This is a genomic window from Aquimixticola soesokkakensis, assembly GCF_900172375.1.
Lineage (GTDB): Bacteria > Pseudomonadota > Alphaproteobacteria > Rhodobacterales > Rhodobacteraceae > Aquimixticola > Aquimixticola soesokkakensis.
On sequence record NZ_FWFS01000009.1, the window covers coordinates 179760 to 204317 of the forward strand.

General features: G+C 62.0%; 21 protein-coding genes. 12 read left to right on the forward strand and 9 right to left on the reverse strand.

Features of this window, described 5'->3' with window-relative positions; all coding sequences use genetic code 11:
* Positions 1-64 precede the first annotated feature (64 nt).
* The 4 genes from AQS8620_RS12645 to AQS8620_RS12660 are packed head-to-tail and all read right to left on the reverse strand — an operon-like array spanning position 65 to position 3273.
* Complete coding sequence (locus AQS8620_RS12645; RefSeq protein ID WP_085837264.1) at positions 65-478, reverse strand: DUF934 domain-containing protein; 414 nt, start codon at positions 476-478, stop codon at positions 65-67.
* Positions 475-1299, reverse strand: a complete 825-nt coding sequence (locus AQS8620_RS12650; RefSeq protein WP_085837265.1) for a phosphoadenylyl-sulfate reductase — start codon at positions 1297-1299, stop codon at positions 475-477. Before AQS8620_RS12650 ends, AQS8620_RS12645 begins: the two co-directional genes overlap by 4 nt.
* Positions 1289-2959: a nitrite/sulfite reductase gene (locus AQS8620_RS12655; protein WP_085837266.1), complete on the reverse strand. Its 1671-nt coding sequence runs from the start codon at positions 2957-2959 to the stop codon at positions 1289-1291. The genes AQS8620_RS12650 and AQS8620_RS12655 overlap by 11 nt, the downstream gene beginning before the upstream one ends.
* Positions 2960-2970: 11 nt before the next feature.
* Positions 2971-3273, reverse strand: a complete 303-nt coding sequence (locus AQS8620_RS12660) for a DUF2849 domain-containing protein (RefSeq protein ID WP_085837267.1) — start codon at positions 3271-3273, stop codon at positions 2971-2973.
* Positions 3274-3422: 149 nt separating this feature from the next.
* On the opposite strand from AQS8620_RS12660, the gene AQS8620_RS12665 reads away from it, so the two are divergent.
* Positions 3423-3887, forward strand: a complete 465-nt coding sequence (locus AQS8620_RS12665; protein WP_085837268.1) for an Lrp/AsnC family transcriptional regulator — start codon at positions 3423-3425, stop codon at positions 3885-3887.
* Positions 3888-3968: 81 nt separating this feature from the next.
* On the opposite strand, the gene AQS8620_RS12670 is transcribed toward AQS8620_RS12665, so the two are convergent.
* A complete protein-coding gene (locus AQS8620_RS12670) occupies positions 3969-5153 on the reverse strand; it encodes a cytochrome P450 (protein WP_085837269.1) in 1185 nt (394 codons plus the stop codon).
* A gap of 135 nt (positions 5154-5288) precedes the next feature.
* Between AQS8620_RS12670 and AQS8620_RS12675 the strand changes: the two genes are divergently transcribed.
* The 7 genes from AQS8620_RS12675 (at position 5289) to AQS8620_RS12705 (ending at position 12927) form a co-directional block, all read left to right on the forward strand.
* Positions 5289-7046, forward strand: coding sequence for a sensor histidine kinase (locus tag AQS8620_RS12675; RefSeq protein WP_200809629.1), 1758 nt, complete (start codon positions 5289-5291; stop codon positions 7044-7046).
* Positions 7047-8282 (forward strand): sigma-54-dependent transcriptional regulator, encoded by a 1236-nt coding sequence (locus AQS8620_RS12680; protein WP_085837270.1) that lies wholly within the window; start codon positions 7047-7049, stop codon positions 8280-8282. It begins immediately after the preceding gene.
* Between the two features lie 370 nt (positions 8283-8652).
* Positions 8653-9654: a TRAP transporter substrate-binding protein gene (locus AQS8620_RS12685; protein WP_085837271.1), complete on the forward strand. Its 1002-nt coding sequence runs from the start codon at positions 8653-8655 to the stop codon at positions 9652-9654.
* Between the two features lie 77 nt (positions 9655-9731).
* Positions 9732-10421 carry a TRAP transporter small permease gene (locus tag AQS8620_RS12690; protein WP_085837272.1) on the forward strand — a complete coding sequence of 230 codons (690 nt, stop codon included), beginning with the start codon at positions 9732-9734 and terminating at the stop codon, positions 10419-10421.
* Positions 10422-10424: 3 nt separating this feature from the next.
* Entirely contained in the window at positions 10425-11813 is a 1389-nt protein-coding gene (locus AQS8620_RS12695) for a TRAP transporter large permease (RefSeq protein ID WP_085837273.1), read from the forward strand.
* A 261-nt stretch (positions 11814-12074) separates the two neighbouring features.
* Positions 12075-12500 (forward strand): YeeE/YedE family protein, encoded by a 426-nt coding sequence (locus AQS8620_RS12700; protein WP_085837274.1) that lies wholly within the window; start codon positions 12075-12077, stop codon positions 12498-12500.
* Between the two features lie 10 nt (positions 12501-12510).
* Positions 12511-12927, forward strand: coding sequence for a YeeE/YedE family protein (locus AQS8620_RS12705; RefSeq protein ID WP_085837275.1), 417 nt, complete (start codon positions 12511-12513; stop codon positions 12925-12927).
* 17 nt (positions 12928-12944) lie between these two features.
* Here the strand turns inward: AQS8620_RS12705 and AQS8620_RS12710 are convergent, their stop codons facing one another.
* Positions 12945-13289 carry a rhodanese-like domain-containing protein gene (locus AQS8620_RS12710; protein ID WP_159453244.1) on the reverse strand — a complete coding sequence of 115 codons (345 nt, stop codon included), beginning with the start codon at positions 13287-13289 and terminating at the stop codon, positions 12945-12947.
* 233 nt (positions 13290-13522) lie between these two features.
* Between AQS8620_RS12710 and uvrA the strand changes: the two genes are divergently transcribed.
* On the forward strand, positions 13523-16396 hold the full coding sequence (uvrA, locus tag AQS8620_RS12715; RefSeq protein WP_085837277.1) for an excinuclease ABC subunit UvrA: 2874 nt from the start codon (positions 13523-13525) through the stop codon (positions 16394-16396).
* Between the two features lie 75 nt (positions 16397-16471).
* On the opposite strand, the gene AQS8620_RS16915 is transcribed toward uvrA, so the two are convergent.
* The 3 genes from AQS8620_RS16915 to serS all read right to left on the reverse strand — a co-directional run bounded on the left by AQS8620_RS16915 (position 16472) and on the right by serS (position 19445).
* Positions 16472-16891: an RcnB family protein gene (locus AQS8620_RS16915; protein WP_159453245.1), complete on the reverse strand. Its 420-nt coding sequence runs from the start codon at positions 16889-16891 to the stop codon at positions 16472-16474.
* A gap of 325 nt (positions 16892-17216) precedes the next feature.
* Positions 17217-17963 carry a TspO-related membrane protein gene (locus AQS8620_RS12725; RefSeq protein WP_085837279.1) on the reverse strand — a complete coding sequence of 249 codons (747 nt, stop codon included), beginning with the start codon at positions 17961-17963 and terminating at the stop codon, positions 17217-17219.
* A gap of 189 nt (positions 17964-18152) precedes the next feature.
* Positions 18153-19445, reverse strand: coding sequence for a serine--tRNA ligase (serS, locus tag AQS8620_RS12730; RefSeq protein ID WP_085837280.1), 1293 nt, complete (start codon positions 19443-19445; stop codon positions 18153-18155).
* A gap of 267 nt (positions 19446-19712) precedes the next feature.
* On the opposite strand from serS, the gene yajC reads away from it, so the two are divergent.
* The 3 genes from yajC to AQS8620_RS12745 all read left to right on the forward strand — a co-directional run bounded on the left by yajC (position 19713) and on the right by AQS8620_RS12745 (position 24538).
* Positions 19713-20042, forward strand: coding sequence for a preprotein translocase subunit YajC (gene yajC / locus AQS8620_RS12735; RefSeq protein ID WP_085837281.1), 330 nt, complete (start codon positions 19713-19715; stop codon positions 20040-20042).
* Positions 20043-20164: 122 nt separating this feature from the next.
* Positions 20165-22816, forward strand: a complete 2652-nt coding sequence (secD, locus tag AQS8620_RS12740) for a protein translocase subunit SecD (RefSeq protein ID WP_085837282.1) — start codon at positions 20165-20167, stop codon at positions 22814-22816.
* Between the two features lie 141 nt (positions 22817-22957).
* Positions 22958-24538, forward strand: coding sequence for an aldehyde dehydrogenase family protein (locus tag AQS8620_RS12745; protein WP_085837283.1), 1581 nt, complete (start codon positions 22958-22960; stop codon positions 24536-24538).
* The last annotated feature ends 20 nt before the right edge of the window (positions 24539-24558 follow it).

Sequence of the window (24558 nt, forward strand, 5' to 3'; positions counted from 1 at the left end):
GCCTGCCTTCTGTCGTGTCAAAAAAGGATGCAGGCTGCAAGCGGTGCAACCCGGCGAAGGGGGCTCAGGCGTTGGCGCGTGATTTCAGACGGGTCTGATAGTCATGGGCTTGCCAATCGGCGCGAAACAGCCACTGGTCTTCGGTCTGGCGCGCGGCCAGATCGTCGGGAATTTCCACCTCGTCAAAGCCTGAGCGGCGCGCCATCGCATATTGATCGGAAATCACATGGCCATGGGCGCGCAAGCGCCCCGTAAAGCCCGACATCCGCGCCAGTTTTGCCAGCGTAAAGCCCCGCCCGTCCGAAAAGCTGGGAAAGTCGATGCGCAGGCTTTCCACCCCGTCCAGCGCCTGCGTCAGGGCGGCGGGGTCGGTGTCGGAGGCGATATGCAGATGTTTGGCCGGCTGGCCCTCGAAATCGGTCCAGTCAGCGGTGAAATCATCGGGACCAAAGCCCGTATCGGTGACGATAACGCTCATGCGGCGTCTCCTTTTGCGGAACTCGTTTGGGGTGAGGCGTCCATTTCGTGGCCTTCCTTGCGGATCGGGCCGCGCACGACTTTGCCGTTCACAAAGTGGATGCCGCATTCTTCTTTCTGGGCCCCGCGCCAGCGACCGGCACGGGGGTCTTCGCCCTCTTTGACAGGCGATGTGCAGGGCGCACAGCCAATCGAGGGATAGCCCTTGGCCACCAGCGGGTGACGCGGCAGGCGGTTGTTGATCATATAGTCCTGCACATCGGACGGCGCCCAATGCGCCAGCGGGTTGATCTTGATGCGCAGGTCGGCCTCGTTTTCGAAGAACTCGAGCGCTGCGCGCGTGCCCGACTGAAAGCGTTTGCGCCCCGTCACCCAAGCGTCAAATCCCGAGAGCGCATTTTGCAGCGTCTCGGTTTTGCGAATGGTGCAGCAGGCATCTGTGTCGCGTTGATGCAGCGTGTTGTCGGGATCGATTTCGGCAAGCCGCGCGGCATCGGGCGTGATGCGACGCACATCGCGCAGGTCAAGTTTGTCAATCAGATCAAGCTGGTACTGGATCGTTTCCTCAAACAGCATCTGCGTGTCGATAAACAGCACCGGCGTGTCGGGCGCCATCACCGACAGCATGTGCAACAGAACGACCGATTCCGAACCAAAAGAGGACACAAGCGCAATGCGCCCCAGTTCACGGTCCTTTAGCGCCAGTTCCAGCACCGAGGTAGCGGAATGGTGTTTGTAGCGCGCATTCAGCCGTTCGACCCGCTCGGAAACGGTGCCGAATTCTTCGTGCAACGCGGCGACGGCAGCGGCGTTATGCGGCATTGGCCTTTCCCTCCTTTTCGGGATAGAGCGCCGTTTTGAACGGCCCCATCCCGGTGCGGCGGTAGCATTCGAGGAAGGTCTCCTCGGCGCTCAGACGCACCTCCAGATAGGCATTGATCAGACGCTCGATGGCCGGCACGATTTCATCATAGGCAAAGCCCGGACCCGTGCGTTCCCCGATGACGGTCGTTTCCGTCCCGTCGCCGCCCAGCGTGATCTGATAGTTTTCCACGCCGGCGCGATCGAGGCCCAGAATCCCGATATGGCCCACGTGGTGGTGGCCACAGGCGTTGATGCAGCCCGAGATCTTGATCTTGAGCGCGCCGATGTCATGCTCGAGCTTCAGCTCGTCAAAGCGCAGCGCGATCTGTTCGGCCACGGGGATCGAGCGGGCCGTTGCCAGCGCGCAGTAATCCATGCCGGGGCAGGCGATGATGTCCGAAATCAGCCCGATATTGGCCGTCGCAAGCCCCACCGCTTTGAGTTCGGCGTGAATCTGCGGCAGGTCCGATTTATGGACATGGGGCAGGATCACGTTCTGCTCGTGGCTGATGCGCAGCTCGTCATGGGCAAAGCGGCGCGCGATATCGGCCATGACGCGCATCTGCTCTGCAGTGGCGTCACCCGGCGTTTCGCCGTGTTTTTTCAGCGAAATCGTCGCAATCGCGTAGCCCTCGGCCTTGTGGGCCGCAAGGTTCATATCGGCCCAGGCCCGGAACACAGCATCGCTTTCGTAAGCTGTGTCAAAGGCTTGCGTGGATTTTTCGACATAGTCGGGGGCGGCGAAATAGGTCTCGATCTCGCGCAACATGTCCTGATCGACACCCGAGAAGGTCGGTTTGATCATCGCAAAGCGTTCTTCGACGCGGGCGCGAATGTCGTCAATCCCATGCTCGTGCACGGTGATCTTGATGCGCGCTTTATATTTGTTGTCGCGCCGGCCCAGCAGGTTCCACACGGAGACCACCGCCTCGCAATAGGGCAGAAGGTCCTCGAAGGGGACGAAATCGTTCAGCGTCTTGCCCACCATCGGCGTGCGGCCCAGACCGCCGCCCACCAGCACTTCAGCGCCGATTTTGCCGTTGCGCGTCCGCAGCACGATCCCGATGTCATGGGCGCGCACCACCGCACGGTCGGCCTCGGCCCCCGTCACGGCAATCTTGAACTTGCGCGGCAGGAACTGGAATTCGGGATGGTCCGTGGACCACTGGCGCAGCAATTCGGCCACGGGACGCGGGTCCATGACCTCGTCAGCGGCAGCACCGGCGAAATGGTCCGCCGTCACGTTGCGGATGGTGTTGCCAGAGGTCTGGATCGCATGCATTTCCACATCGGCCAAAGCGCCAAGAATGGCGGGCACGTCGGGCAGCTTGGGCCAGTTGAACTGGATGTTCTGACGGGTGGTGAAATGGCCGTAGCCCTTGTCCCATTTTTGCGCAATCAGTGCGAGCTGGTCCATCTGGCGGCTGTTGAGCGTGCCATAGGGGATGGCGATGCGCAGCATATAGGCGTGCAATTGCAGATAGAGCCCGTTCATCAGGCGCAGGGGGCGGAATTCGTCCTCCGTCAGGGAGCCGTCGATGCGGCGCTCGACCTGTTGGGTGAATTGGGCCACACGCGCGCGCACGAAACCTTCGTCGAAGTCGTTATATTTATACATGGCGTGTTTCCTTAAGCTTGCGGATCGGCTTGCTTGCCGTGGAAATAGTTGGACGGGCCGGTGCGGCGGAAGTCTTCGCGAAAATGTACGGCCTCGGGACCGTTTTCACCGGCCTTTGCATCAAACAGGTAGGGACCGACGAGCTGGTTGTCACCTTTGACGGATGCAAGGGCGGCATTGGCGGCCTCTTCGTCGGTGAACAGAGCGGCGGCGGACATGTCACGCACCCACATGCCATCGGCGGTCAGGTAGATGACATCGCCCTCAAGCAGGGCGTTGGCGGTGACCACTTTGGGGCTAAAGGCGCGGGCCATGGCTATCTCTTCCAAATCTGTTGCGTTTTGTGAACCACTATATAGAACATTGTCCCTGTTCCCCGCCATGCCCGCGCGGGAATAAGGACGATCGTTTCCCATGTGCGACCTGCGCGGGGCGATGTTCCGCTAAACAGGGGAAAAGGCAAATGACTGTCCAGATCGACGCGATGGACCGGAAGATACTCCAGCAATTGCAGGAGGACGCGAGTCAGTCTCTTGACGATATTGCCCGCAAGGTCGGCTCCTCCAAGACGCCGGTGTGGAACCGTATTCGCAAGATGCGCGAGGGCGGGGTGATCGGTCAACAGACGGTCATTCTCGACCCCGATGCGCTGGGGCTGGAAGCCTGTTTTTTCGTCCTTGTGCGCACCAATGCCCATGAAGCGGACTGGCAGAAAAAATTTCTCAAGGCGCTGCGGTCGCGCCCCGAGGTGTTGGAAGCGCACCGGCTGGCGGGCGAAATCGACTATATCCTCAAAGTGCGCGTCAAGAATGCGCGTGCCTATGATGAGTTCTATCAGGCACTGATCAAAGAGGTGGCCATCTACAACGTCACCGCCCTGCTTTCGATGGAAGAAATCAAGAATACGACGATGCTGCCGCTTGACTGAGCCTTGAGCGGCTGTGCGCTATACTTGGGGCAGCGTGACGGCATGCCGCGCAAAATGGGTATTTTTATCCGAAAGAAGACATTATCTGCGCAGCATCAACTGCTCGAGCCCGTGAAAATGATAGAGGTCGGCGTAGCGCGGCGGCGCGCTGAGCCACAGGTGGCCACAGCGATCGAACAGCACCTGAAGGGCGACGCGCATTTCCAGCCGTGCCAGAGGGGCGCCGAGGCAGAAATGGGCGCCTGCGCCAAAGCTCATGTTCTGTTTGATGCGCCGTTCGGGCTCGAAGCTGTCGGGGCCGTCGAAGGCCTCGGGATCGTGGTTGGCGGCGGCGAGCAGCAGGCCGATGCGATCTCCACGTTTGAGGTCGTGATCCAGAAACCGGGTATCCTCCAGCACCCAGCGGGTGAACAGATGGAGTGGTGGGTCAAAGCGCAGGATTTCCTCAAGCGTGGCCTCGATGCGCTGATCGGTGAGGACGTTTCGGCCGAAATCGTGTTCGATCAAGGCTTTGACGCCGTTTCCTAAGGTGTGGACGGTTGCTTCGTGGCCAGCATTGAGCAGCAGAATGCAGGTGGCGATCATTTCGTCTGTGGTCAGTTTTTCCCCGTCTTCCTCGGCGGCGATCAGTTCGGAAATCAGGTCGTCGCGCGGGTCGCCACGGCGGCTGTCGATGTAGCCGCGCAGGAAGGTGGAAAAGTCGCGGGCCGCTTTGGCGGCGGCGATTTCCCCCGCCTTGGTGCGGCTTGCCTGATAGACGGTGACCATCGCGTTGGACCATGCGAGCAACTCGGGGGCCATGGTTTCGGGCACGCCCAGGAGCCGCGCGATGATGCGCACGGGCAGGGGTTGGGCAAAGCGGGTGATGAGGTCGAAGGGCGCGTCTTGGGGGAGGGTGTCGATCAGCTCATGGGCGATCTGGGCGATATCGGCTTCGAGGGATTTGATGCGGCGCGAGGTGAAGGCCCGCAGGACCAATCCGCGCAGGCGTTTGTGGCGCGGGCCTTCCAGTTCGAGCATGGAATTGGCTTCGACCGCATAGAAATCCGCCAGATGGGGTGGTGTGTCGGGGGCAAAGCCCTGTGGCGCCTCGCGGCCAAAACGGCGGTCGCGCAGGGCCATGCTGACGCCCTCGTAATTCGCGATCACCGGCATGTCATAGTCGTCCCACCAGACCATTTTTCCGGCGCGGCGCAGGCGGTCGTAAAACGGGTAGGGATTTTGAACGAACGCCGGATCGGTGGGCGATTGGGACAGGTGGATCATGCGAAACGGCTCCTATGGTGCCGCCCTGTCTGGGCCAGATCGCAGGCCAAAGGCAAGAGGGGGCGCGATGCGCAGGCCGCATCTGGTCAAAGGGCGGGCAGGTTTGTTAGACTGACACCAGCTCAAGGAGGCGTCATGCCGGTTCTGTCGCGCCGCGTTGCGGTTGTTTTGATCTTTGCGGCGCTGCTGGCGGTGTTTACGGTCGGGGTGTGGCAGCTGTCCTATCGCTCGACGCTGGATCAGGCCGCGGCGCGCGGGCGGGCCAGCATGACCCTGGCGGCGGACCGTCTGACCGGCGCGTTGAAACGCTACCGCGAGATTGCGGTCATCCTGTCGGATCATCCCAGTTTGCACAGCCTTGTGGTTCAGGCGCGTCCCGATGCGGTGGCGCGCGCAGGGGCGCATGATCTTTTGGTAAAAATGGCCGATAAGACCGGCACCCAATCCATCACCGTTGTCGGGCGCGACGGCGTGATGCGCGCCAGTTCCAGCGGTCTGCCGCTGCCTGCGGGGGTGGCCCCTGCGGTGACGCGGGCGCTTGAGGGGGCCTTGGGGGCGGCGCATTTCGTGGATGAGGCGGGGCAGCGGCGCTATGTCCATGCCGCGCCGATCTTTGACGGGGCGGGGCCTGCGGTGGGGGCGATTGTTGTATCCACCGATGTGGCAGGAATCGAATGGGGCTGGCCGGTGACCCCCTCGGCGGTGTTTTTCACCGATGACAGCGGCGTGGTCTTTGTCACCAATCTGACCGAGCTGGTGTTGGCGGGCAGTGCGCAGCGCCCCTTTCCGCTGGTCGCGCAGACCCGGGTCGGGGCGCATCTGGTCTGGCGGCTCGATGGCGGCCCCTACATCCCCGATCGCGCGCTCTATCTGACGCAGGAGATGCCGGTGGTCGGGTTTACGGGGGCGCTTTTGCTGGATGTGGCGCCCGTGCGGGCGCTGGCGTGGCGCACGGCGGGGATGGCGGCGGCGCTTTGCCTTGCGTTCGGGGCGCTGCTGTTTCTGGCGACCGAGCGCAGGCGTGCGCTGGCGATGGCCAACCGCAAGCTGGAAGCGCGGGTGCAGGCGCGCACCAGCGAGCTGCGCCGCGCCATTGCGGAGCTGACGCGCGAGGTGGGCGAGCGGACCCGCGCCGAGGCGCAGTTGACGCGTGCGCAGGCCGATCTGGTGCAGGCGGGCAAGCTGTCGGCCTTGGGGCAGATGTCGGCGGGCATCAGCCATGAATTGAACCAGCCTTTGATGGCGATCCGCTCGTTTGCCGAAAACGCGGCGCTGTTTGTCGAGCGCGACCAGCCCGACAAAGCGGCGCAGAACCTGCTGCGGATTTCGGAGCTGGCGCGCCGGATGGGGCGCATTATCAAGAACTTGCGGGCCTTTGCGCGCCAGGAACCCGAAGCGCTGACAGATGTGGAATTGCGCGGGGTGGTCGAGGCGGCTCTGGAGATGGCCAATAGCAAGATCGCGGCGGCGCAGGTGCAGGTCGACTTTGCGCAGGGGCCGAAAATCTGGGCGCGCGGGGGCGAGGTGCGCCTGCAACAGGTGGTGCTGAACCTGATGTCCAATGCCGTCGATGCGATGGTCGGACAGGCGCACCGCGTGCTCACGATCACGCTGGATGGGGCGCAGCAGTCCGGCATGGTACGTTTGAGCATCGCGGATACGGGTAGCGGCATCAGCGATCCCGACCGGATTTTCGACCCGTTCTACACCACCAAAGAGGTAGGGGCCGCCGAGGGGATGGGGCTGGGCCTGTCGATCAGCTACGGGTTGGTGCAGGGCTTTGGCGGTCAAATCCGCGGGCGCAACAAGGCGCAGGGCGGTGCGCAGTTTGATATTGATCTTCAACCCGCGCGGGCCTTTGTGCCCGTTGCGGCGCTACAAAAGGGCGCGTGAATGGAAAGCACTCGGCAGGTTTTGCTGGTCGATGACGATGCCCATGTGCGCGAGGCGCTGGGGCAGACGCTGGAACTGGCCGATTTGGTTCCGGTGCTCGCGGGCAGCTACATCGCGGCCAAGGATCACGTGTCCAAAGCCTTTGCCGGCGTCATCGTGAGCGATGTGCGGATGCCGGGCAAGGACGGTTTTCAGTTGCTGGAATATGTGATGGGAATCGACAGGGAATTGCCGGTGATCCTGCTGACCGGCGAGGGCGATATCCCGATGGCGGTGCGGGGCATTGCGGCGGGCGCGTTTGATTTTCTCGAAAAACCCTGCGCGCCGCAGGATCTGTTGGCGACGGTGGAAAAGGCGCTGAAAACCCGCGCTCTGGTGCTGGAAAACCGTCGTCTCACCCGCGCGGTCGAAGCCGGAGATGCGGCGGCACGCCTGTTGCGCGGCGTCTCGGCGGCGGCGCAGGCGATGCGCTTTGAGGCCCGGGCAGTGGCGCGCACGGCGGCGGATGTGCTGGTCACCGGCGAGGCAGGGGCCGGCACGGCCAAAATGGCCGAAGTGGTGCATTTGCTCGGGGCCGGATCGAACGCGCCCTTTCTCAAACTGCCCGCGATGGGCCAGAGTGCCGAAAGCCTTGCGCAGGCCTTCGAGCGGGCCGAGGACGGGTCGGTGTTTCTCGACGAGGTCGCCCATCTCAGCCCGAATGCGCAGTTTGCCCTGCTGGAATTGCTCGAAACCCACGCGCGCCCGCGGGTGATCGCGGGCACCTATGCCGATCTGGCGCGCGAGGTCAGCGAGGGGCGCTATTCGGCGGATCTTTACTACCGTTTGCAGGCGGCAAAGGTCAATATTCCGGCCCTGCGCGACCGGCGCGAAGACATTCCGGTGCTCTTTGCGCATTATGTGGATATTGCCTGCGAGCAGTCGGATTTACCGGTGCCCCAGATCACCCCCGATGTCATCGCGCGGCTGATGGCGCAGGATTGGCCGGGCAATGCGCGCTCGCTGATGAATGCGGCGATGCGCTTTGCCATGGGGTTGTCGGAGGGCGAGGATGCGCGCGCCGAACTGGGCCTGTCGGAACAATTGGCACAGGTCGAGCGGTCGCTGTTGATCGCTGCGCTGCAACGCCACGGCGGCAATGCCACCGAGGCTGCCAAGGGGCTAAAGTTGCCGCGCAAGACATTTTACGACAAATTGCTGCGCCACGGGCTGCGCGCGGATCTGTATCGCGGCTGACCCTTGGGCGGGGCGCGCTGGGTGAGGCTTTGAAGCGGTGAGGCTTTGAAGCGGTGAGTCGGGGACGCCGTGAGTCTGGGAAGCCGTGAGTCTGGGACGCCGTGAGTCTGGGGGAAAACCCGTCGTGCACAGCTGTGCGGTTTTTCGCACAGAGGGTGAAATCACGCGTGCGAAAAAAGTGACACATGCGGGTAGGTCTTGTGTCGATCCACATGAGAAGTTTCGCCTAATAGTCTGATTAAAAGTAAAAATTATACCAATTTCACGAAGGTGTCACATCGCCCTTGTGAGGGGCGGTTCACGGCGATTTGATGTCTGCAATCTGTTTGATCTTTGAGCAGATGGAGGAAACATGTCTGGGAGGACATCCATGAAATTTCTCGCAACCGCCGCTACGGCGCTCGCTTTGTCTGTCACCGCAACATCCGCTTTCGCTGCCTGCGACGAGGGCGAAATGGTGATCAAATTCAGCCACGTCACCAACACCGACAAACATCCCAAAGGGATCGCGGCGAACCTTTTTGCCGAGCGTGTGAACGACCAGATGGACGGGCGTGCCTGTGTCGAGGTCTTCCCGAACTCGACGCTGTACAACGACGATCAGGTGCTTGAGGCGATGTTGCAGGGCGACGTGCAGATGGCCGCCCCGTCGCTGTCGAAATTCGAAACTTTCACCAAGGTGTTCGGCCTGTTCGATCTGCCCTTCATGTTCAAAAACATGGATGCGGTGGATGAATTCCAGAACTCGCCCACCGGTCAGGACATGAAATCCTCGATGGAGCGTCGCGGTCTGGTCGGCCTTGAATTCTGGCACTCGGGCATGAAACAGTTCTCGGCCAACAAGCCGCTGTTGGAGCCGGGCGATGCCAAGGGTCTGAAGTTCCGCGTCCAGCCCTCGGATGTGCTGGTTGCCCAGATGAAAGCGCTTGGCGCATCGCCCCAACCGATGGCTTTTGCCGAAGTCTACGGCGCGCTGCAAACCGGCGTTGTGGACGGGCAGGAGAACACATGGTCCAACACCTACGGCCAGAAATTCTTCGAGGTGCAGGACGGTGTGACCGAAACCAACCACGGCGTGCTTGACTACATGGTCGTGACCTCTGCCGACTGGTGGGACAGCCTTGACGCCGATCTGCGCGACGAGATCGCCCAGATCATGCATGAGGTGTCGATGGAGCGCAACGCCGCCGTCGGCGAGGTCGAACTGCAGAGCCGTCAGGCGATCCTCGATGCGGGCGGCGAAATCCGTGAACTCACCCCCGAGCAGCGTCAGGACTGGGTCGAAGTGATGATGCCCGTCTGGGAAGAATTCGCCGATGACGTTGGCCAGAGCAACATCGACATGGCGCAGGAAATCAACGCCAAACACTAATTTGCACACATGCAGATCGTGCGGTCCTGCCTTTGCGGGCGGGGCCGCTTTTGTCATCATCCAGCGAGGGGGCCGACATGGCATCGCAGGGGCATTCACCCGCATCGGGCACATTCTGGGACACCTTCGAGGAAAGCGTCATCGCCTTTATCCTCGGCGCGATGACCCTTGTGACCTTCATCAACGTGGTCTTGCGCTACGTGTTCAACCATTCGTTTATCTGGGGTCTCGAAGTGACCCTGATCCTCTTTGCATGGCTGGTGCTGCTGGGCATTTCCTACGGCTTCAAAAAGACCATGCATCTGGGCGTGGATGCGATCATCAACCTGTTGCCGACGCGCGCGCAACGGGTGACGGCGCTGGTCTCGGCGCTGGCCTGTCTGGTCTATGCGCTGCTGCTGCTCAAGGGCGCGTGGGACTACTGGGCGCCCTATGCGGGGCTGGATCGCACCGCCGGTCGCTGGTTCCCGCTGGGCTTTGAGGCGACGCGCGATCAGGCCTGGTACGTCACCGATCAGGTGCCGATGATCTGGGTGTTCAAATGGTTGGAGCCGCTGATCAACATGGGCGAAACCTATGACAAGCTGCCCCGCGTCATTCCCTATTTCGTGCTGCCCTTTGGCATTTTGTTGCTGGTGGTGCGTGTCGCCCAGGCCGGGCTGCGCATCATTCGCGGCGAACAGAAAAGCCTGATTGTCAGCCACGAGGCCGAAGAAGACGTCGAGCGTGCCGCCATCGATGCCACGCCAGACGCGAAAGAGGTATAACCCATGGAAGTGCTCCTTCTTTTTGTGATGATCGTCGGCATGTTGCTGATCGGTGTGCCGATTGCGGTCTCGCTTGGCCTGTCGTCGATCCTGTTCATGCTGCTGTTTTCCACCGACAGCCTCGCCTCCGTGGCGCAGTCGCTCTATCAGGGCATGGCGGGGCATTACACGCTGCTGGCGATCCCGTTTTTCATCCTTGCTTCGTCCTTCATGTCCACGGGCGGCGTGGCCAAGCGCATCGTGCGGTTTTCCATCGCGCTTGTAGGCCATTTTCCCGGCGGTCTGGCGATTGCAGGGGTCTTTGCCTGCATGATTTTTGCCGCGCTGTCGGGCTCCTCGCCGGCCACGGTGGTCGCCATCGGGTCGATCGTCATCGCCGCGATGCGCGAGATGGGCTATTCCAAGGATTTCGCCGCCGGTGTCATCTGTAACGCCGGAACGCTGGGCATTCTGATCCCGCCCTCCATCGTGATGGTGGTCTACGCCTCTGCGACCGAAGTTTCCGTGGGCCGCATGTTCCTTGCGGGTGTCATTCCGGGCATTCTGGCGGGCACCATGTTGATGGTCGCGATCTATGTCATCGCCAAGGTCAAGAACCTGCCCAAAGGCGAATGGGCCGGTTGGGGCGAAGTCTATGCCTCCTTCAAGGACGCCTTTTGGGGTCTGATGCTGATCGTCATCATCATGGTCGGCATCTATGGCATTCCCGGCATTACGGGGGCGATTTTCACGCCCACCGAAGCGGCGGCTGTCGCCTCGATCTACGCCTTTATCGTGGCCACCTTTGTCTATCGCGACATGGGGCCGCTGAACGAGGATGGGGTTGCCGTGCCGCTGGCCAAACGCCCCTCGGCGTTGATCACGGCGCTGGTGCATCCCGATACACGCAAGACGCTGCTGGATGCGGGCAAGCTGACCATCATGCTGATGTTCATCATCGCCAATGCGCTGATCCTCAAACATGTGCTGACCGCCGAACAGGTGCCCCAACAGATCGCCGGTGCGATGCTGGACGCAGGCTTTGGCAAGATCATGTTCCTGATCGTCGTCAATATCATCCTGCTGATCGGCGGGCAGTTCATGGAACCCTCGGGGCTGATCGTGATCGTCGCGCCGCTGGTGTTCCCGATTGCGCTGCAACTGGGTGTCGATCCGATCCATCTGGGCATCATCATGGTGGTGAACATGGAAATCGGGATGATCACCCCGCCCGTCGGTCTGAACCTCTTTGTGACCTCTGGTGTGGCGGGCATGCCGATGATGGCCGTGGTGCGCGCCGCGGCGCCCTTCCTGGCGATCCTCTTTGTGTTCCTGATCCTTGTCACCTATGTGCCGTGGATTTCGACGGCGCTGCCCACGGCAGTGATGGGACCGGAGATCATCATAAAATAGGGCGCAGGCCCCAAATGTTTCGCGCGCCTCTCTCCTCCCTTCGAGCGCGCGATGCCCGAGGCCGCCAGTGCAGACTGGCGGCCTTTTTTGTGCCTCTGTCGCGCGCGCGCGCGCGGGCTGCAGGGTTATTCATTCAAGAAATTGATTTTGTACTGACAAGCGCTGCGCTTTGTGCGAGGGCAGGGGCAGAACCTGAAAACAGCAGCGGAGCGCAGCGATGGCACAGATCACACCAGAATTCCCGTCGGGGCGGGCGGGCCGATGATTACCGAATTTACACCGCTTGTGTCGCTGGGGGGCGGGCTGTTGATCGGCCTTGGCGCGGTGCTTTTGATGCTGGCTGACGGGCGGATTTTCGGCGCGACCGGCGTGCTGACGGGGGTGTTGTTGCCGCATGGCCGCAGCGACTGGATCTGGCGCGCCGTTGCGCTGGCGGGGATGATGACGGGGCCATTCGTTTTTGCCGCCTTCAGCGGTCATCTGCCCGAGATCAGCGTGCCTGTGTCCAAATTCGGGCTGATCGTCGGTGGCGTGATCGTCGGAATCGGGGTGACGCTTGGCGCGGGCTGCACCTCGGGGCACGGGGTGTGCGGCCTGGCGCGGCTCAGCCCGCGCTCGGCGGTCGCGGTTGTGACCTTTATGGTCACGGCCGGGCTGACGGTTTTCACCCTGCGCCACCTGTTGTGAGGGCACGACGATGAAACTGATCATGACCTATTTTGCGGGGCTGTTGTTCGGCCTTGGCATTTCGATGTCGGGCATGGCAAATCCGGCCAAAGTTGTGAATTTCTTCGATGTCGCGGGCACTTGGGACCCGTCGCTCGCCTTCGTGATGGGCGGCGCGGTTCTTGTCAGCTTTTTGGGCTACCGGCAGGTGTTTCGCCGCGCGGCCCCGCTGTTCGACACCCGCTTTCACCTGCCAGCCAACCGAAAGATCGATGCGCGGCTGGTTGGCGGCGCTGCGGTGTTTGGCATCGGCTGGGGCATCGCGGGCTTTTGTCCGGGCGGGGCCTTGCCGGTGCTTTTGACCGGCAACAGCGATGTCGTGATTTTCGTGCTGGCGCTTTCGGCGGGCATTCTCATGACCAAAGCCGTGCTGAACCGGCGCGCCTGAACGACGGCGCGGGCGTCTCAGTCGACAGCGCCGCCCGCGCGCACCCAATCCGACAGGCCGCCGTAATTGATGACCTTGTCAAACCCCAGACCGTTCAGATAGGCCCCCGCCTGCGCGGCGCGCCCGCCCACAGCGCAGTAGATCACCACCGTTTTATCGGGGTCGATGTCGGGCAAATGATCCGCGCTTTGCGGGTCGGCGCGCATCGGCAGACTCATCAGCGGCACATGCAGGGCGCCGCGCGCCATACCGCTTTGGGCCACTTCGTCCAGTTCGCGCACATCCAGCAAAACCATGTCACCGGCGGCGATACCGGCCTCGACTGCGTCGGGCGTGGGCAGGGGAGCGTTGGCGGGGGTCATCATCTTGGTCCTTACCGTAAAACATTTGGCACAGGCTAGCATGGGCAAACGCGGACCGCGCGCAAGAAACGCTTGGTGGAAAAATCACCTTATTGTGGTCTTTTCCTGCAGGTTCACAAAATGTTCTCATTTTCCCGTTGGAAGCGCGCCGCTTCTCGCCTAAATATGGATCAACCGTTAACGCGCGCTTTCGAGCCGGCGTTACAAACGTGATTTCCGAGGATAGTTTCGACATGGCCGATCTCAAGACAATCGAAGTGCGCGGCGCGCGCGAGCACAACCTCAAGAATATCGACGTGGATATTCCGCGCGACCAGCTTGTGGTGATCACGGGTCTGTCGGGGTCGGGGAAATCCTCGCTTGCCTTTGATACGATCTATGCCGAGGGGCAGCGGCGCTACGTCGAAAGCCTGAGTGCCTACGCCCGCCAGTTCCTTGATATGATGGGCAAACCCGATGTGGATCACATTTCGGGCCTGAGCCCCGCGATTTCCATCGAGCAAAAGACCACCTCCAAAAACCCGCGTTCGACCGTGGGCACGGTCACCGAGATTTACGACTACATGCGCCTGTTGTTTGCGCGCGCAGGCACGCCGTTTTCGCCCGCCACCGGCCTGCCCATCGAGGCACAGCAGGTGCAGGACATGGTCGATATCGTCATGGGCATGGTAGAGGGCACGCGCGGCTATTTGTTGGCCCCCATCGTGCGCGACCGCAAGGGCGAGTATAAAAAGGAATTTCTCGACCTGCGCAAACAGGGGTTCCAGCGCGTCAAAGTGGACGGGCAGTTTTACGAAATCGACGAGGTGCCGACCCTCGACAAGAAATTCCGCCACGACATCGACGTGGTCGTGGACCGCATCGTGGTGCGCGAGGGGTTGGAAACGCGGCTGGCGGATAGTTTTCGCACCGCCCTTGATCTGGCCGATGGCATCGCCATCCTCGAAACCGCGCCGCGGGCGCTGGACGACGGGACCGAACCCGAGCCCGAGCGCATCACGTTTTCGGAAAATTTCGCGTGCCCCGTCAGCGGCTTTACCATTCCCGAAATCGAACCGCGGATGTTTTCCTTCAACGCGCCTTTCGGGGCCTGTCCGCAGTGTGACGGGCTGGGGGTCGAGTTGTTTTTCGACGAGCGTCTCGTGGTGCCCGATGCCGCGCTGAAGGTGTCGGACGGGGCCATCGCGCCCTGGCGCAAGGGCAAGTCGCCCTATTTCCTGCAAACGATCGAAGCACTGGCCAAACACTACGGGTTCAAGGCGTCCAAGCCGTGGAAAGACCTCGATCCCAAGGTGCAAAAGGTGTTTTTGCGGGGATCCGGCAAGGATGAGATCAAATTCCGCTACGATGAGGGCGGGCGGGTGTATGAGGTCACGCGCAGTTTCGAAGGGGTCATTCCGAATATGGAACGCCGCTACCGCGAGACAGACAGCGCCTGGGTGCGCGAGGAATTCGAGCGCTATCAAAACAACCGCCCCTGTGGTCATTGCCACGGGTACCGCCTGCGCGAAGAAACCCTGGCGATCAAGATCGGCGGGCTGCACATCGGGCAGGTCACGGAAAAATCGATCCGCGAGGCGCTGGCCTGGATCGAGGACGCGCCCAACCATCTGTCCAAACAAAAAGAGGAAATCGCCCGTGCCATTGTGAAGGAAATCCGCGAGCGGCTCGGATTTTTGAACAACGTGGGGCTGGAATATCTGACTTTGGCGCGCAATGCGGGTACGCTGTCGGGCGGCGAAAGCCAACGCATCCGCTTGGCAAGCCAGATCGGTTCGGGACTGCAAGGCGTGCTTTACGTGCTCGACGAGCCGTCCATCGGCCTGCACCAGCGCGACAACGACCGGCTGATCGGCACGCTGAAATCCCTGCGCGATCAGGGCAACACGGTCTTGGTGGTCGAGCATGACGAGGACATGATCCGCGAGGCGGACTATGTGTTCGATTTTGGCCCCGGCGCGGGGGTGCACGGGGGGCAGGTCGTTGCCAAAGGCACCCCGCCCCAAATTGCCGCCGACCCCAAGTCCTTGACTGGGCAGTATCTTTCGGGCGCGCGCGAGATTGCGGTGCCCGCCGAGCGGCGCAAGGGGTCGGGCAAGACATTGACGGTGGTCAAGGCAACGGGCAACAACCTGCAAGAGGTGACTGTCGATTTTCCTCTGGGTAAATTCGTCTGCGTGTCGGGCGTGTCGGGGGGCGGTAAATCGACGCTTACCATCGAGACGCTCTACAAAAACGCCGCGTCGAAATTGAACGGCGCGCGCGAAACGCCTGCGCCTTGCGAAACGATCAAGGGGTTCGAACATCTCGACAAGGTGATCGACATCGACCAGCGCGCGATCGGTCGCACGCCGCGCTCGAACCCTGCGACCTACACCGGCGCCTTTACCCCGATCCGCGACTGGTTTTCCGGCCTGCCGGAGGCCAAGGCGCGCGGCTATAAACCGGGGCGCTTTTCCTTCAACGTCAAGGGCGGGCGCTGCGAGGCCTGTCAGGGGGACGGCGTCATCAAGATCGAGATGCACTTCCTGCCCGATGTCTATGTCGAATGCGAGACCTGCAAGGGCAAGCGCTACAACCGCGAGACGCTGGAAATCCAGTTCAAGGGCAAAAGCATCGCCGATGTGCTTGATATGACTGTCGAAGATGCGCAAAGCTTTTTCGCCGCCGTGCCGTCGATCCGCGAGAAAATGGATGCGCTGATGCGGGTTGGATTGGGCTATATCAAGGTGGGCCAACAGGCGACGACCCTCTCGGGAGGCGAGGCGCAGCGGGTCAAACTGTCCAAGGAGCTGGCGCGCCGATCAACCGGACGCACGCTGTATATTCTGGACGAGCCGACAACGGGGCTGCATTTCGAGGATGTGAAGAAGCTGCTCGAAGTGCTGCACGAGCTGGTCGATCAGGGCAATTCGATGATTGTGATCGAACATAACCTCGATGTCATCAAAACGGCCGACCATATCATCGATATCGGCCCCGAGGGCGGCGATGGCGGCGGGCAGGTTGTGGCCCAAGGCACGCCCGAAGATGTGGCCGGGGTCGCTGCCTCGCACACAGGGCGCTACCTTAAATCCATGCTGCAAAAAAGGGTTGCGGCGCAGTAGATCAAGGTTGGAACGAAAAACCGCGCCGGTGAGGGCGCGGTTTTTTCATCAAAGCCTCGCGTGGGTGGCGCGCGCCTACTGGTCTTCGAAATCCAGGGCTTTGGGGCGGACTTTCAGAACTTCCAGAGAGGTGCGATCAAGCAGAACCGCATCCGTTCCAAAGCGAAACCACGCAGCACCGCTGGGCGGCGCACTCAAACCCCACAGGTCCCAGTCGCGCATGCGCATCCGCCGGTCGGGCGTCCCGGCAAGCGTGTCGCCGGTTTTCACGGTTTTGGCGTGCGGGGCGGGCGTGACTTGGGTCTGAGCGGGGGGCTGGGCGGGGGCACTGGCCTTTGGTTTTGCAAGCTTGGGCGCTTTGCTTTTTGCCTTGCCCTCGACGAGAAGGCGGTTGTTTTTCAGGCTTTTGGCCTGTGCCGCGCTCAGGGTCGAGGGGGTGAACAGCGCCATGTCGAGCGGGAGCGCTGTTTGCAGGGTCGCTCCCGTGCTTGTCACGGACCCCGACGTGCTGGCGATACCTGAGGTGGCGCTGAGGACCAAAGCGAGTGCAATGCAACCTGCCCGCGCAACGCGGCGGTCCCGACGGTGCGCGCGGTCGCGCCAAAGCGCCTGAAGCCACGCATTCTGGAGCCACAAGTTTGGGCGCCGAGAGTTGGGGGGCCGAGAGTTGGGGGGGAAGTCAGGAAACATGGGCGTGTGTCTTGCCTTGGGTGTGTGTCATCGCGTGTTTCGACAGGGACGCAACGGTGCGCGCAGGTGAATAAGGCAAACCAACACCTCGCGCGCGAAAAAGTTCACTTGGGCGGCGGTTTTTTTGGGGTTACTTGATGATTTCGGGTTTCAAAAGACCCAAAAATGCAACGCCGGCAATGATCACGGTGGCGATCAAACTGGGAATGGCGACAATCCAGACCGTGCCCCAATTGTGCACCGCGATGCCAATCAGCGCCCAGCCGATCCCCACGGCATAGAGGGTCGCCGAGGGGCGCAACAGTTGCACCAGCGATCCTACCGTCAGCGCGCCTGCCAGTGCCAATAAGGCCCAGGCGATCTGCCCCAACACAGCGCCAAAACCTGCGCCCAGAATGGCAAGGGCGGCAAAGGACGCCGCCGTAAGCCAGCCCGCATAGAGCGCAATCGGGGCCGTCAAGAGCCATGGATCGGTGACCTGCGGTTTGGGAAAACCGGTTTCGCGATGCGCCGAAAACAGGGCGATAAGGGCGAAAAACAGCATGGCAAAGATTTCAACCGTTGCCCAGACCGCTGATATCTGCGCGGTCGGCAGCCAGATGGCGCCAATGGCCAGCGACAGGATCAGCGACCAGCGCGGCGCGTCCCAATCGCTGCTTTGCGCCCGTTTGGACAGGCCGAAAACCGCATGCACCAGCAGCCAAAGATAGATCACCCCCCAAATCGCGAAAGCATAGCCGGCCGGTTGCACGGGCGGGTCGATCTGGGGGACAGGGTAGAGGTCGGGGTCAAAGCCGCCAAAGCCGGGAAAGAGCACCGGCCCCAAGGCAAAAGCGATGGTGACAATCAAAAGGAGGAAAGCTTTTAAACGCATCATATGCGATTAACGTCTCAAACCGCGCTCGGGTTCAATCGCAATCACAAAAAAAGCCGAAACTGCGCGTTTTTTTCCCAAAGGCGCTGATGTCGGGGGCGGTCGTGCGCATGCGGGGCGATTTGATCGAAAATCTGCCGCGCAAGCGCCTGTTGAAAGCGCCTGCGAGGCAGAGGATGCGTAAGCGTCGACCTAGGCGAGGGTGCCGTCAAGCGTGAGCAGGCTGCGACCGCCCAGATAGGGCTGGAGGGCCACGGGCAGGCTGACGGTGCCATCGGCGTTTTGCCCGTTTTCAAGCACGGCAATCAGGCAGCGCCCGACCGCAAGGCCGGAGCCGTTGAGCGTGTGAAGGAATTCGGGCTTGCCGCCGCCGCTCGGTTTGAAACGCGCGTTCATGCGGCGCGCCTGATAGTCGCCTGCGGTGGAAATCGACGAAATCTCGCGGTATTTGTCCTGTCCCGGTAGCCAGACCTCGATGTCATGGGTGCGCTTCATCGAAAAGCCCATATCGCCGGTGCAGAGTTTGACGGTGCGATAGGGCAGCTCGAGTGCTTCAAGGATGTTTTGCGCCTGCGTCGTCATGCGGGCATGTTCGGCCTCGGAGTCTTCGGGTTTGAGGATGGAGACCATTTCGACCTTTTCGAACTGGTGCTGGCGCAGCATCCCCGAGGTGTCGCGCCCCGCCGACCCCGCTTCGGAGCGAAAGCATTGCGTGTGCGCGGCATAGCGCATCGGCAGGTCGCTTTCCTCAACGGTTTCGCCGTTCACAAGGTTGGTCAGCGTCACTTCGGCGGTGGGGATCAGCCACCACCCGTCCGTGGTTTTATAGCTGTCTTCCCCGAATTTCGGCAGTTGGCCTGTGCCGATCATCATTTCCTCGCGCACGAGGACGGGGGTGATGGCCTCCGTCAGCCCGTGTTTTTCGACATGGGTGTCGAGCATGAATTGCGCCAGCGCCCGGTGGATGCGTGCAACGCCTGCCTTGAGCACTACAAAGCGCGCGCCCGACAGTTTCGCGCCTGCACCAAAATCCATCCCGCGCGTGACCGAGGCCAGTTCGAAATGTTCTTTGGGGGCAAAGTCGAATGTTTTGGGCGTGCCCCAGCGGTGGATTTCGACATTCTCTGTCTCATCCGCGCCCAAGGGCACATCGTCGTACATCACGTTGGGCAGGCCCATCAGCAGCGTCGCAAGCGCGGCGTCGCAGGCCTTGGCCTCTTCGTTCAGGGTGGCAACGGCGGCCTTTTTTTCCGCAACCAGCGCGCGCAGACGTTCGAATTCCGCCTCATCGCCGCGCCCCTTTGCAGCGCCCACCTCTTTGGAGGCTTTGTTTTGCTCGGCCTGCGCGGTTTCGGCGGCCTGGATTTTGGCGCGGCGGGCCTCGTCTGCGGCCAGCACCTGGTCGGAGAGACCGGACAACCCCCGAAGCGCCATCGCAGCGTCGAATGCGGCAGGGTTTTCGCGGATGGTCTTGATATCGTGCATTTGGCTGAACCTTGGTCGATTGGGACGGTTTATTGGGGCAGGTTATGGCCGAAAACGGGGGGCAAGGGAAAGGGGCATTGCGACGCAAGCAGCGCCGCGCAGGACGCCGGCCCGCAACAGACGCGCCGCAAGGGGCAAAGGGCGTTGCTTTCTTGCCTTCCGCGAAGGGCGCGACTAGGGTGCGCGCCAAACCCGCGCGGGAATTCTTTCGCGCGCCTTGCTCAAAAGCGGGAAAGACCCCGCGCACACGCCAAAAGGACTTCTTTGATGCTCGATTTCATTGTGACACCTGCCTATGCGCAAGCAGCCGGTGCCGGCACCAACCCGATCATGCAGTTTGCGCCGCTGATCGCGATTTTTGCCATCATGTATTTCCTGATGATCCGTCCCCAGCAGAAAAAAGCCAAAGAACACAAGGCGATGATCGAAGCTGTGCGGCGCGGCGACCAAGTGGTGACTGCCGGTGGCCTGATCGGCAAGGTCAGCAAAGTCAAAGAAGACGGCGAGCTGGAAGTCGAGATTGCAGAAGGCATCAAGGTGCGGGTTCTCAAGGGCACGCTGGCCAATGTGATCTCCAAAACCGAACCTGCCGCCTGAGGGCGGTTGGGACCGGTGCAGGCGGTGCACCCGACTTGCGCCAAGTGATTCCGATGTGATGCGGGGCTGGTGGGAAATGCCCGTCAGCCCCGCATTCACGTCCAACCAGAGAAGACAGGTTCATGCTGCATATCCCGTTGTGGAAGCGTATCACCATCTGGGGGCTCGTCGCGATCGGCCTGCTCCTTGCCTTGCCCAATGCGTTTTATACGCGGGTTGAAACCAGCAACGACGCGCGCGCCGATATCGTTGCTGCGGGGGAGACGCCCCAGAAACGGGCCGCTGCGGATGGCTGGCCTGCCTTCCTGCCCTCGGGGCTTGTGAACCTTGGCCTTGATCTGCGCGGCGGGGCGCATTTGCTCGGTGAAGTGCAGGTGGCCGATGTCTATCAGGCGCGCATGGATGCGCTGTGGCCCGATGTGCGCGACGCGCTGCGCGCCGAGCGCGACACGGTGGGCACCATCCGCCGCCAGGATGCGCCCGCCGGCCAGTTGCAGATCCAGATTTCCCAACCTCAAGGCATGGAGGCAGCGCTTGCGGCCGTGCGCGCGCTGGCGACACCGGTGGTTTCGCTCACGGCGGGCGGTCAGAGCGATATCGACGTCTCCGCCTCGGGGGCGCTGATCACGGTGCAGCTTTCAGACGCCGAACGCGCGGCCACCGACACGCGCACCATGCAGCAATCCGTTGAAATCATTCGCCGCCGTGTGGATGAGGTCGGCACACGGGAACCGACGATCCAGCGCCAGGGCGATGACCGCGTGCTGATCGAAGTTCCCGGAATCGGCTCTGCCGAGGAACTCAAGGCGCTGATCGGCACCACAGCGCAACTGACGTTCAACCCGGTGGTGGGCACGGTTGCCTCCGCCGATGCGGCCGTGTCCACGGGGCAGTTCGTGGCGCCTGACATCAGCGGCAACGGCGTTTTCTACGTGCTCGAAGACGCACCCGTCGTCACGGGCGACGAACTCACCGACAGCCAGCCTGCCTTTGACCAGAACGGCCAGCCTTCGGTGACCTTCCGTTTCAATGCCGCGGGGGCGCGCAAGTTTGGCGATTACACGGCCGCCAATGTCGGCGCGCCTTTCGCCATCGTTCTCGATAACGAAGTCATTTCCGCCCCGCGCATCAACGAAGCCATTCGCGGCGGCTCGGGCCAGATCACGGGCAACTTTACGGTCGAAGAATCTACAAACCTGTCGGTTCTGCTGCGCGCAGGCGCTTTGCCGGCCAAGATCAATTTCCTCGAAGAGCGCACCATCGGGCCGGAACTGGGCGCGGATTCCATCGAGGCGGGCAAGATCGCCTCGCTCGTGGGCATCGCTGCGGTGCTGGTCTTCATGGTGATCAGCTATACGACCTTCGGGATTTTCGCCAATATCGCGCTGCTGATCAACGTCGGGCTGTTGTTCGGGCTTCTCTCGATGATCGGGGCCACGCTGACCCTTCCGGGGATTGCAGGGATCGTGCTGACCATCGGCATGGCCGTGGACGCCAACGTGCTGATTTTCGAGCGTATCCGCGAGGAACTGCGCAATTCGAAATCCGCCGCCCGCGCCATCGAACTGGGCTATGAAAAGGCACTTTCGGCCATTCTTGACGCCAATGTGACCACCTTCCTGACGGCGGCGATCCTGTTTATCATGGGGTCGGGTCCGGTGCGCGGCTTTGCGGTGACACTGGCGCTTGGCATCCTGACCTCCGTGTTCACCGCCATTTATGTGACGCGGGCGATGGTGACGATGTGGTACGGGCGCAAGAACCGCAAGGGCTGGAAACTCAAGGGCTTTAGCTTTGTGCCCGATGAAACCACGTGGGATTTCTTCCGCCGCGCCAAATATACCTTCGGCTTTTCGGTGGCGATGGTTCTTGCCTCTGTCGTGGCCTTCGGGGCCCTGGGCCTGAACTTCGGCATCGACTTCAAGGGCGGGACGACCATCCGCACCCAGGCCACACAGGCCGTGGATATCGCCGAATACCGCGCGGCGCTGAACACGCTGGATTTGGGCGATATTTCCATCACGGAAATCTTCGATCCCAATTTCGCCGCCGACCAACATGTCGCCTCCGTGCGCATCGGCGCGCAGGATGAGGTGGCCGCGATCAGCCCCGAAACCATCAAACGGGTGGAGGACGCCCTGAGCGCGGTGGTGCCCTCGATCGAGTTTGTCTCTGTCGAAAGCGTCGGGCCCAAAGTCTCGGGCGAGTTGATCTGGACTGCGATCGAAGCGGTTGTGGCCGCCATCGCCGTGGTGCTGGTCTATATCTGGCTCAGGTTCGAGTGGCAGTTTGCGGTCGGCGCGGTTGTGGCGCTGGTGCATGATGTGTCGATCACCATCGGGGTCTTCGCGCTGTTTGGCATCCCCTTCGATCTGTCGATTATTGCGGCGCTTCTGACCATCGTCGGCTATTCGCTCAACGATACGGTGGTGGTGTTTGACCGCGTGCGTGAAAACCTGCGCAAGTTCAAAAAGCGCGACCTGCGGGGCGTGTTGAACCTCTCGATCAACGAAACCATGTCGCGCACGGTGATGACCTCTGGCACCACGCTTGTGGCCTTGATCGCGCTGTTGGTGCTGGGCGGGGATGTGATCCGCAACTTCGTCTTTGCCATGACGATGGGCATCGTGATCGGGACCTATTCCTCGGTCTTCGTCGCCTCCAACATCCTGCTCTGGCTCGGTGTGAAACGCGATTGGGACAAAAAGGACGCAACCGCCGGGACGCAGTTTGCCGGCGCCGAACGGGTGTCCAAGGACGACGGCGCCAAATAAGCCGCGCGTGCTGCGACGACCAAGGGCCGGCCCGCAAGGACCGGCCCTTTTCTTTGGGCGATGATCTGTGGCAAGAGATGGCGCAAGGCGCTGCGACGGACCTTTGGCCCTTTGGTTTGCCAGCGCGATTGGAGAGCCGCGATGAGCGAAACCCCGCAGGAACGCCCGCAACGGGGCGAGGAAGTGCGACGCGTGACGCGCCCCGTTTTTCAGGCGGGGGCGGACCCTTTGTTTCCCCGATCCGCGCGCTGGGACAGCGCCGCAACGCAGACCCTCACCGATCCCTACACGCAGCAGCCCGTCGCGGGCCTGCCGCTGGGCGACGCGCAGGATGTCGCCGCCGCTGTGGCGCGGGCGCGCGACGGGCTGCGCGCGTGGGAGGGGCGGGGCGATACATCCTGCAAGCTGGCCGTTCTGAGCGCGGTGATCGCGGGCATCAAAACGCGCCACGAAGACCTCGCGCAGGCGATCCACCGCGAAATGGGCGCGCCTTTGGCGGTGGCCCGAAGCGCGCAAGTCGATGCTGCTTTGGCGCATCTTGAGGCCACCCGCGCCGCGCTTGTCGCGCATGAGACCACCACAGAGGTCGCGCAGGGCGGGCATTTTACCCATTTCGAACCGCTGGGCGTTGCCGCGCTGATCACGCCGTGGAACTGGCCGCTCAACCAGATCGCGCTCAAGGTCGGCGGGGCGCTGGCAGCTGGCTGTGCCATGGTCCTCAAACCCTCCGAACAGGCCAGTCTGAGCGGGCTGATCTTTGCGCAGGTCATGGCCGGGGCGCTGGCCGCGGCCGATGCTCCGCAGGGGCTGTTTTCGCTGGTTCTAGGGGCGGGCGACACCGGCGCGGCTCTGGTGGCGGCGCGCGGCGTCGATGTGATTTCCTTTACCGGTTCAACGGCGGTGGGGCGGCGGATCGGCGCGGCTGCGGGGGGCAATCTGATCCCTTGTGCGTTGGAATTGGGCGGGAAATCCGCCAATATCCTGTTTGACGATTGCGATGTCGATCTGGCCGTCACCCAAGGGGTTGCGCATTGCCTGCGCAATTCGGGCCAGTCCTGCAATGCGGCCTCACGGATGCTGGTTGCGCGCGCCATCTACGACAGGGTGGTCGCCAAAGCCGCCGCTGAAAGCGCGGCCTATGATGTGGCCAGCGCGGGGCAGGGCGGCGAAAGCCCGGGCGCGCGCAACCCCTTGGGACCGCTGGTAAATGCGCGTCAATTCGCGGCGGTGCAGGATCACATCGCACAGGCGCTTGACGAGGGCGCGCGGCTGGTTGCGGGCGGTTTGGGACGCCCCGAGGGTGTCGAACGGGGCTATTTTTGCAAGCCGACGGTCTTTGCCGATGTCACCCCCGAGATGGCCATTTTCCAGCGTGAGGTCTTTGGCCCCGTGCTGGTCATCACGCCCTTTGACAGCGAAGACGAGGCCATCGCATTGGCCAATGCCACCGATTACGGGCTGGCAGGTTATGTGCAAACCAGGGATCCGGCGCGCCTTGCACGGGTCGGCGCGCAGCTTCGGTGCGGCATGGTACAGGCCAACGGCCAGAGCCGCGCGGCCGGTGCGCCCTTCGGGGGGACGGGGGCGTCGGGCTTTGGCCGCGAGGCCGGAATTTGGGGCATTCGCGCCTTTCAACGGGTCAAATCCCTGTCAGGGGTGCCGGATTTCGACAGGTCTTTTGCGGGCTTGCACCGGCAGCCGCCGAAAAACGAGCCAACTTAAACGAATCTTCATTCCTTGCG

Coding starts and splice junctions, on each gene's coding strand:
- AQS8620_RS12645 (WP_085837264.1), bottom strand. CDS start 478: ATGAGCGTTATCGTCACCGATACGGGCTTTGGTCCCGATGATTTCACC.
- AQS8620_RS12650 (WP_085837265.1), bottom strand. CDS start 1,299: ATGCCGCATAACGCCGCTGCCGTCGCCGCGTTGCACGAAGAATTCGGC.
- AQS8620_RS12655 (WP_085837266.1), bottom strand. CDS start 2,959: ATGTATAAATATAACGACTTCGACGAAGGTTTCGTGCGCGCGCGTGTG.
- AQS8620_RS12660 (WP_085837267.1), bottom strand. CDS start 3,273: ATGGCCCGCGCCTTTAGCCCCAAAGTGGTCACCGCCAACGCCCTGCTT.
- AQS8620_RS12665 (WP_085837268.1), top strand. CDS start 3,423: ATGACTGTCCAGATCGACGCGATGGACCGGAAGATACTCCAGCAATTG.
- AQS8620_RS12670 (WP_085837269.1), bottom strand. CDS start 5,153: ATGATCCACCTGTCCCAATCGCCCACCGATCCGGCGTTCGTTCAAAAT.
- AQS8620_RS12675 (WP_200809629.1), top strand. CDS start 5,289: ATGCCGGTTCTGTCGCGCCGCGTTGCGGTTGTTTTGATCTTTGCGGCG.
- AQS8620_RS12680 (WP_085837270.1), top strand. CDS start 7,047: ATGGAAAGCACTCGGCAGGTTTTGCTGGTCGATGACGATGCCCATGTG.
- AQS8620_RS12685 (WP_085837271.1), top strand. CDS start 8,653: ATGAAATTTCTCGCAACCGCCGCTACGGCGCTCGCTTTGTCTGTCACC.
- AQS8620_RS12690 (WP_085837272.1), top strand. CDS start 9,732: ATGGCATCGCAGGGGCATTCACCCGCATCGGGCACATTCTGGGACACC.
- AQS8620_RS12695 (WP_085837273.1), top strand. CDS start 10,425: ATGGAAGTGCTCCTTCTTTTTGTGATGATCGTCGGCATGTTGCTGATC.
- AQS8620_RS12700 (WP_085837274.1), top strand. CDS start 12,075: ATGATTACCGAATTTACACCGCTTGTGTCGCTGGGGGGCGGGCTGTTG.
- AQS8620_RS12705 (WP_085837275.1), top strand. CDS start 12,511: ATGAAACTGATCATGACCTATTTTGCGGGGCTGTTGTTCGGCCTTGGC.
- AQS8620_RS12710 (WP_159453244.1), bottom strand. CDS start 13,289: ATGACCCCCGCCAACGCTCCCCTGCCCACGCCCGACGCAGTCGAGGCC.
- uvrA (WP_085837277.1), top strand. CDS start 13,523: ATGGCCGATCTCAAGACAATCGAAGTGCGCGGCGCGCGCGAGCACAAC.
- AQS8620_RS12725 (WP_085837279.1), bottom strand. CDS start 17,963: ATGATGCGTTTAAAAGCTTTCCTCCTTTTGATTGTCACCATCGCTTTT.
- serS (WP_085837280.1), bottom strand. CDS start 19,445: ATGCACGATATCAAGACCATCCGCGAAAACCCTGCCGCATTCGACGCT.
- yajC (WP_085837281.1), top strand. CDS start 19,713: ATGCTCGATTTCATTGTGACACCTGCCTATGCGCAAGCAGCCGGTGCC.
- secD (WP_085837282.1), top strand. CDS start 20,165: ATGCTGCATATCCCGTTGTGGAAGCGTATCACCATCTGGGGGCTCGTC.
- AQS8620_RS12745 (WP_085837283.1), top strand. CDS start 22,958: ATGAGCGAAACCCCGCAGGAACGCCCGCAACGGGGCGAGGAAGTGCGA.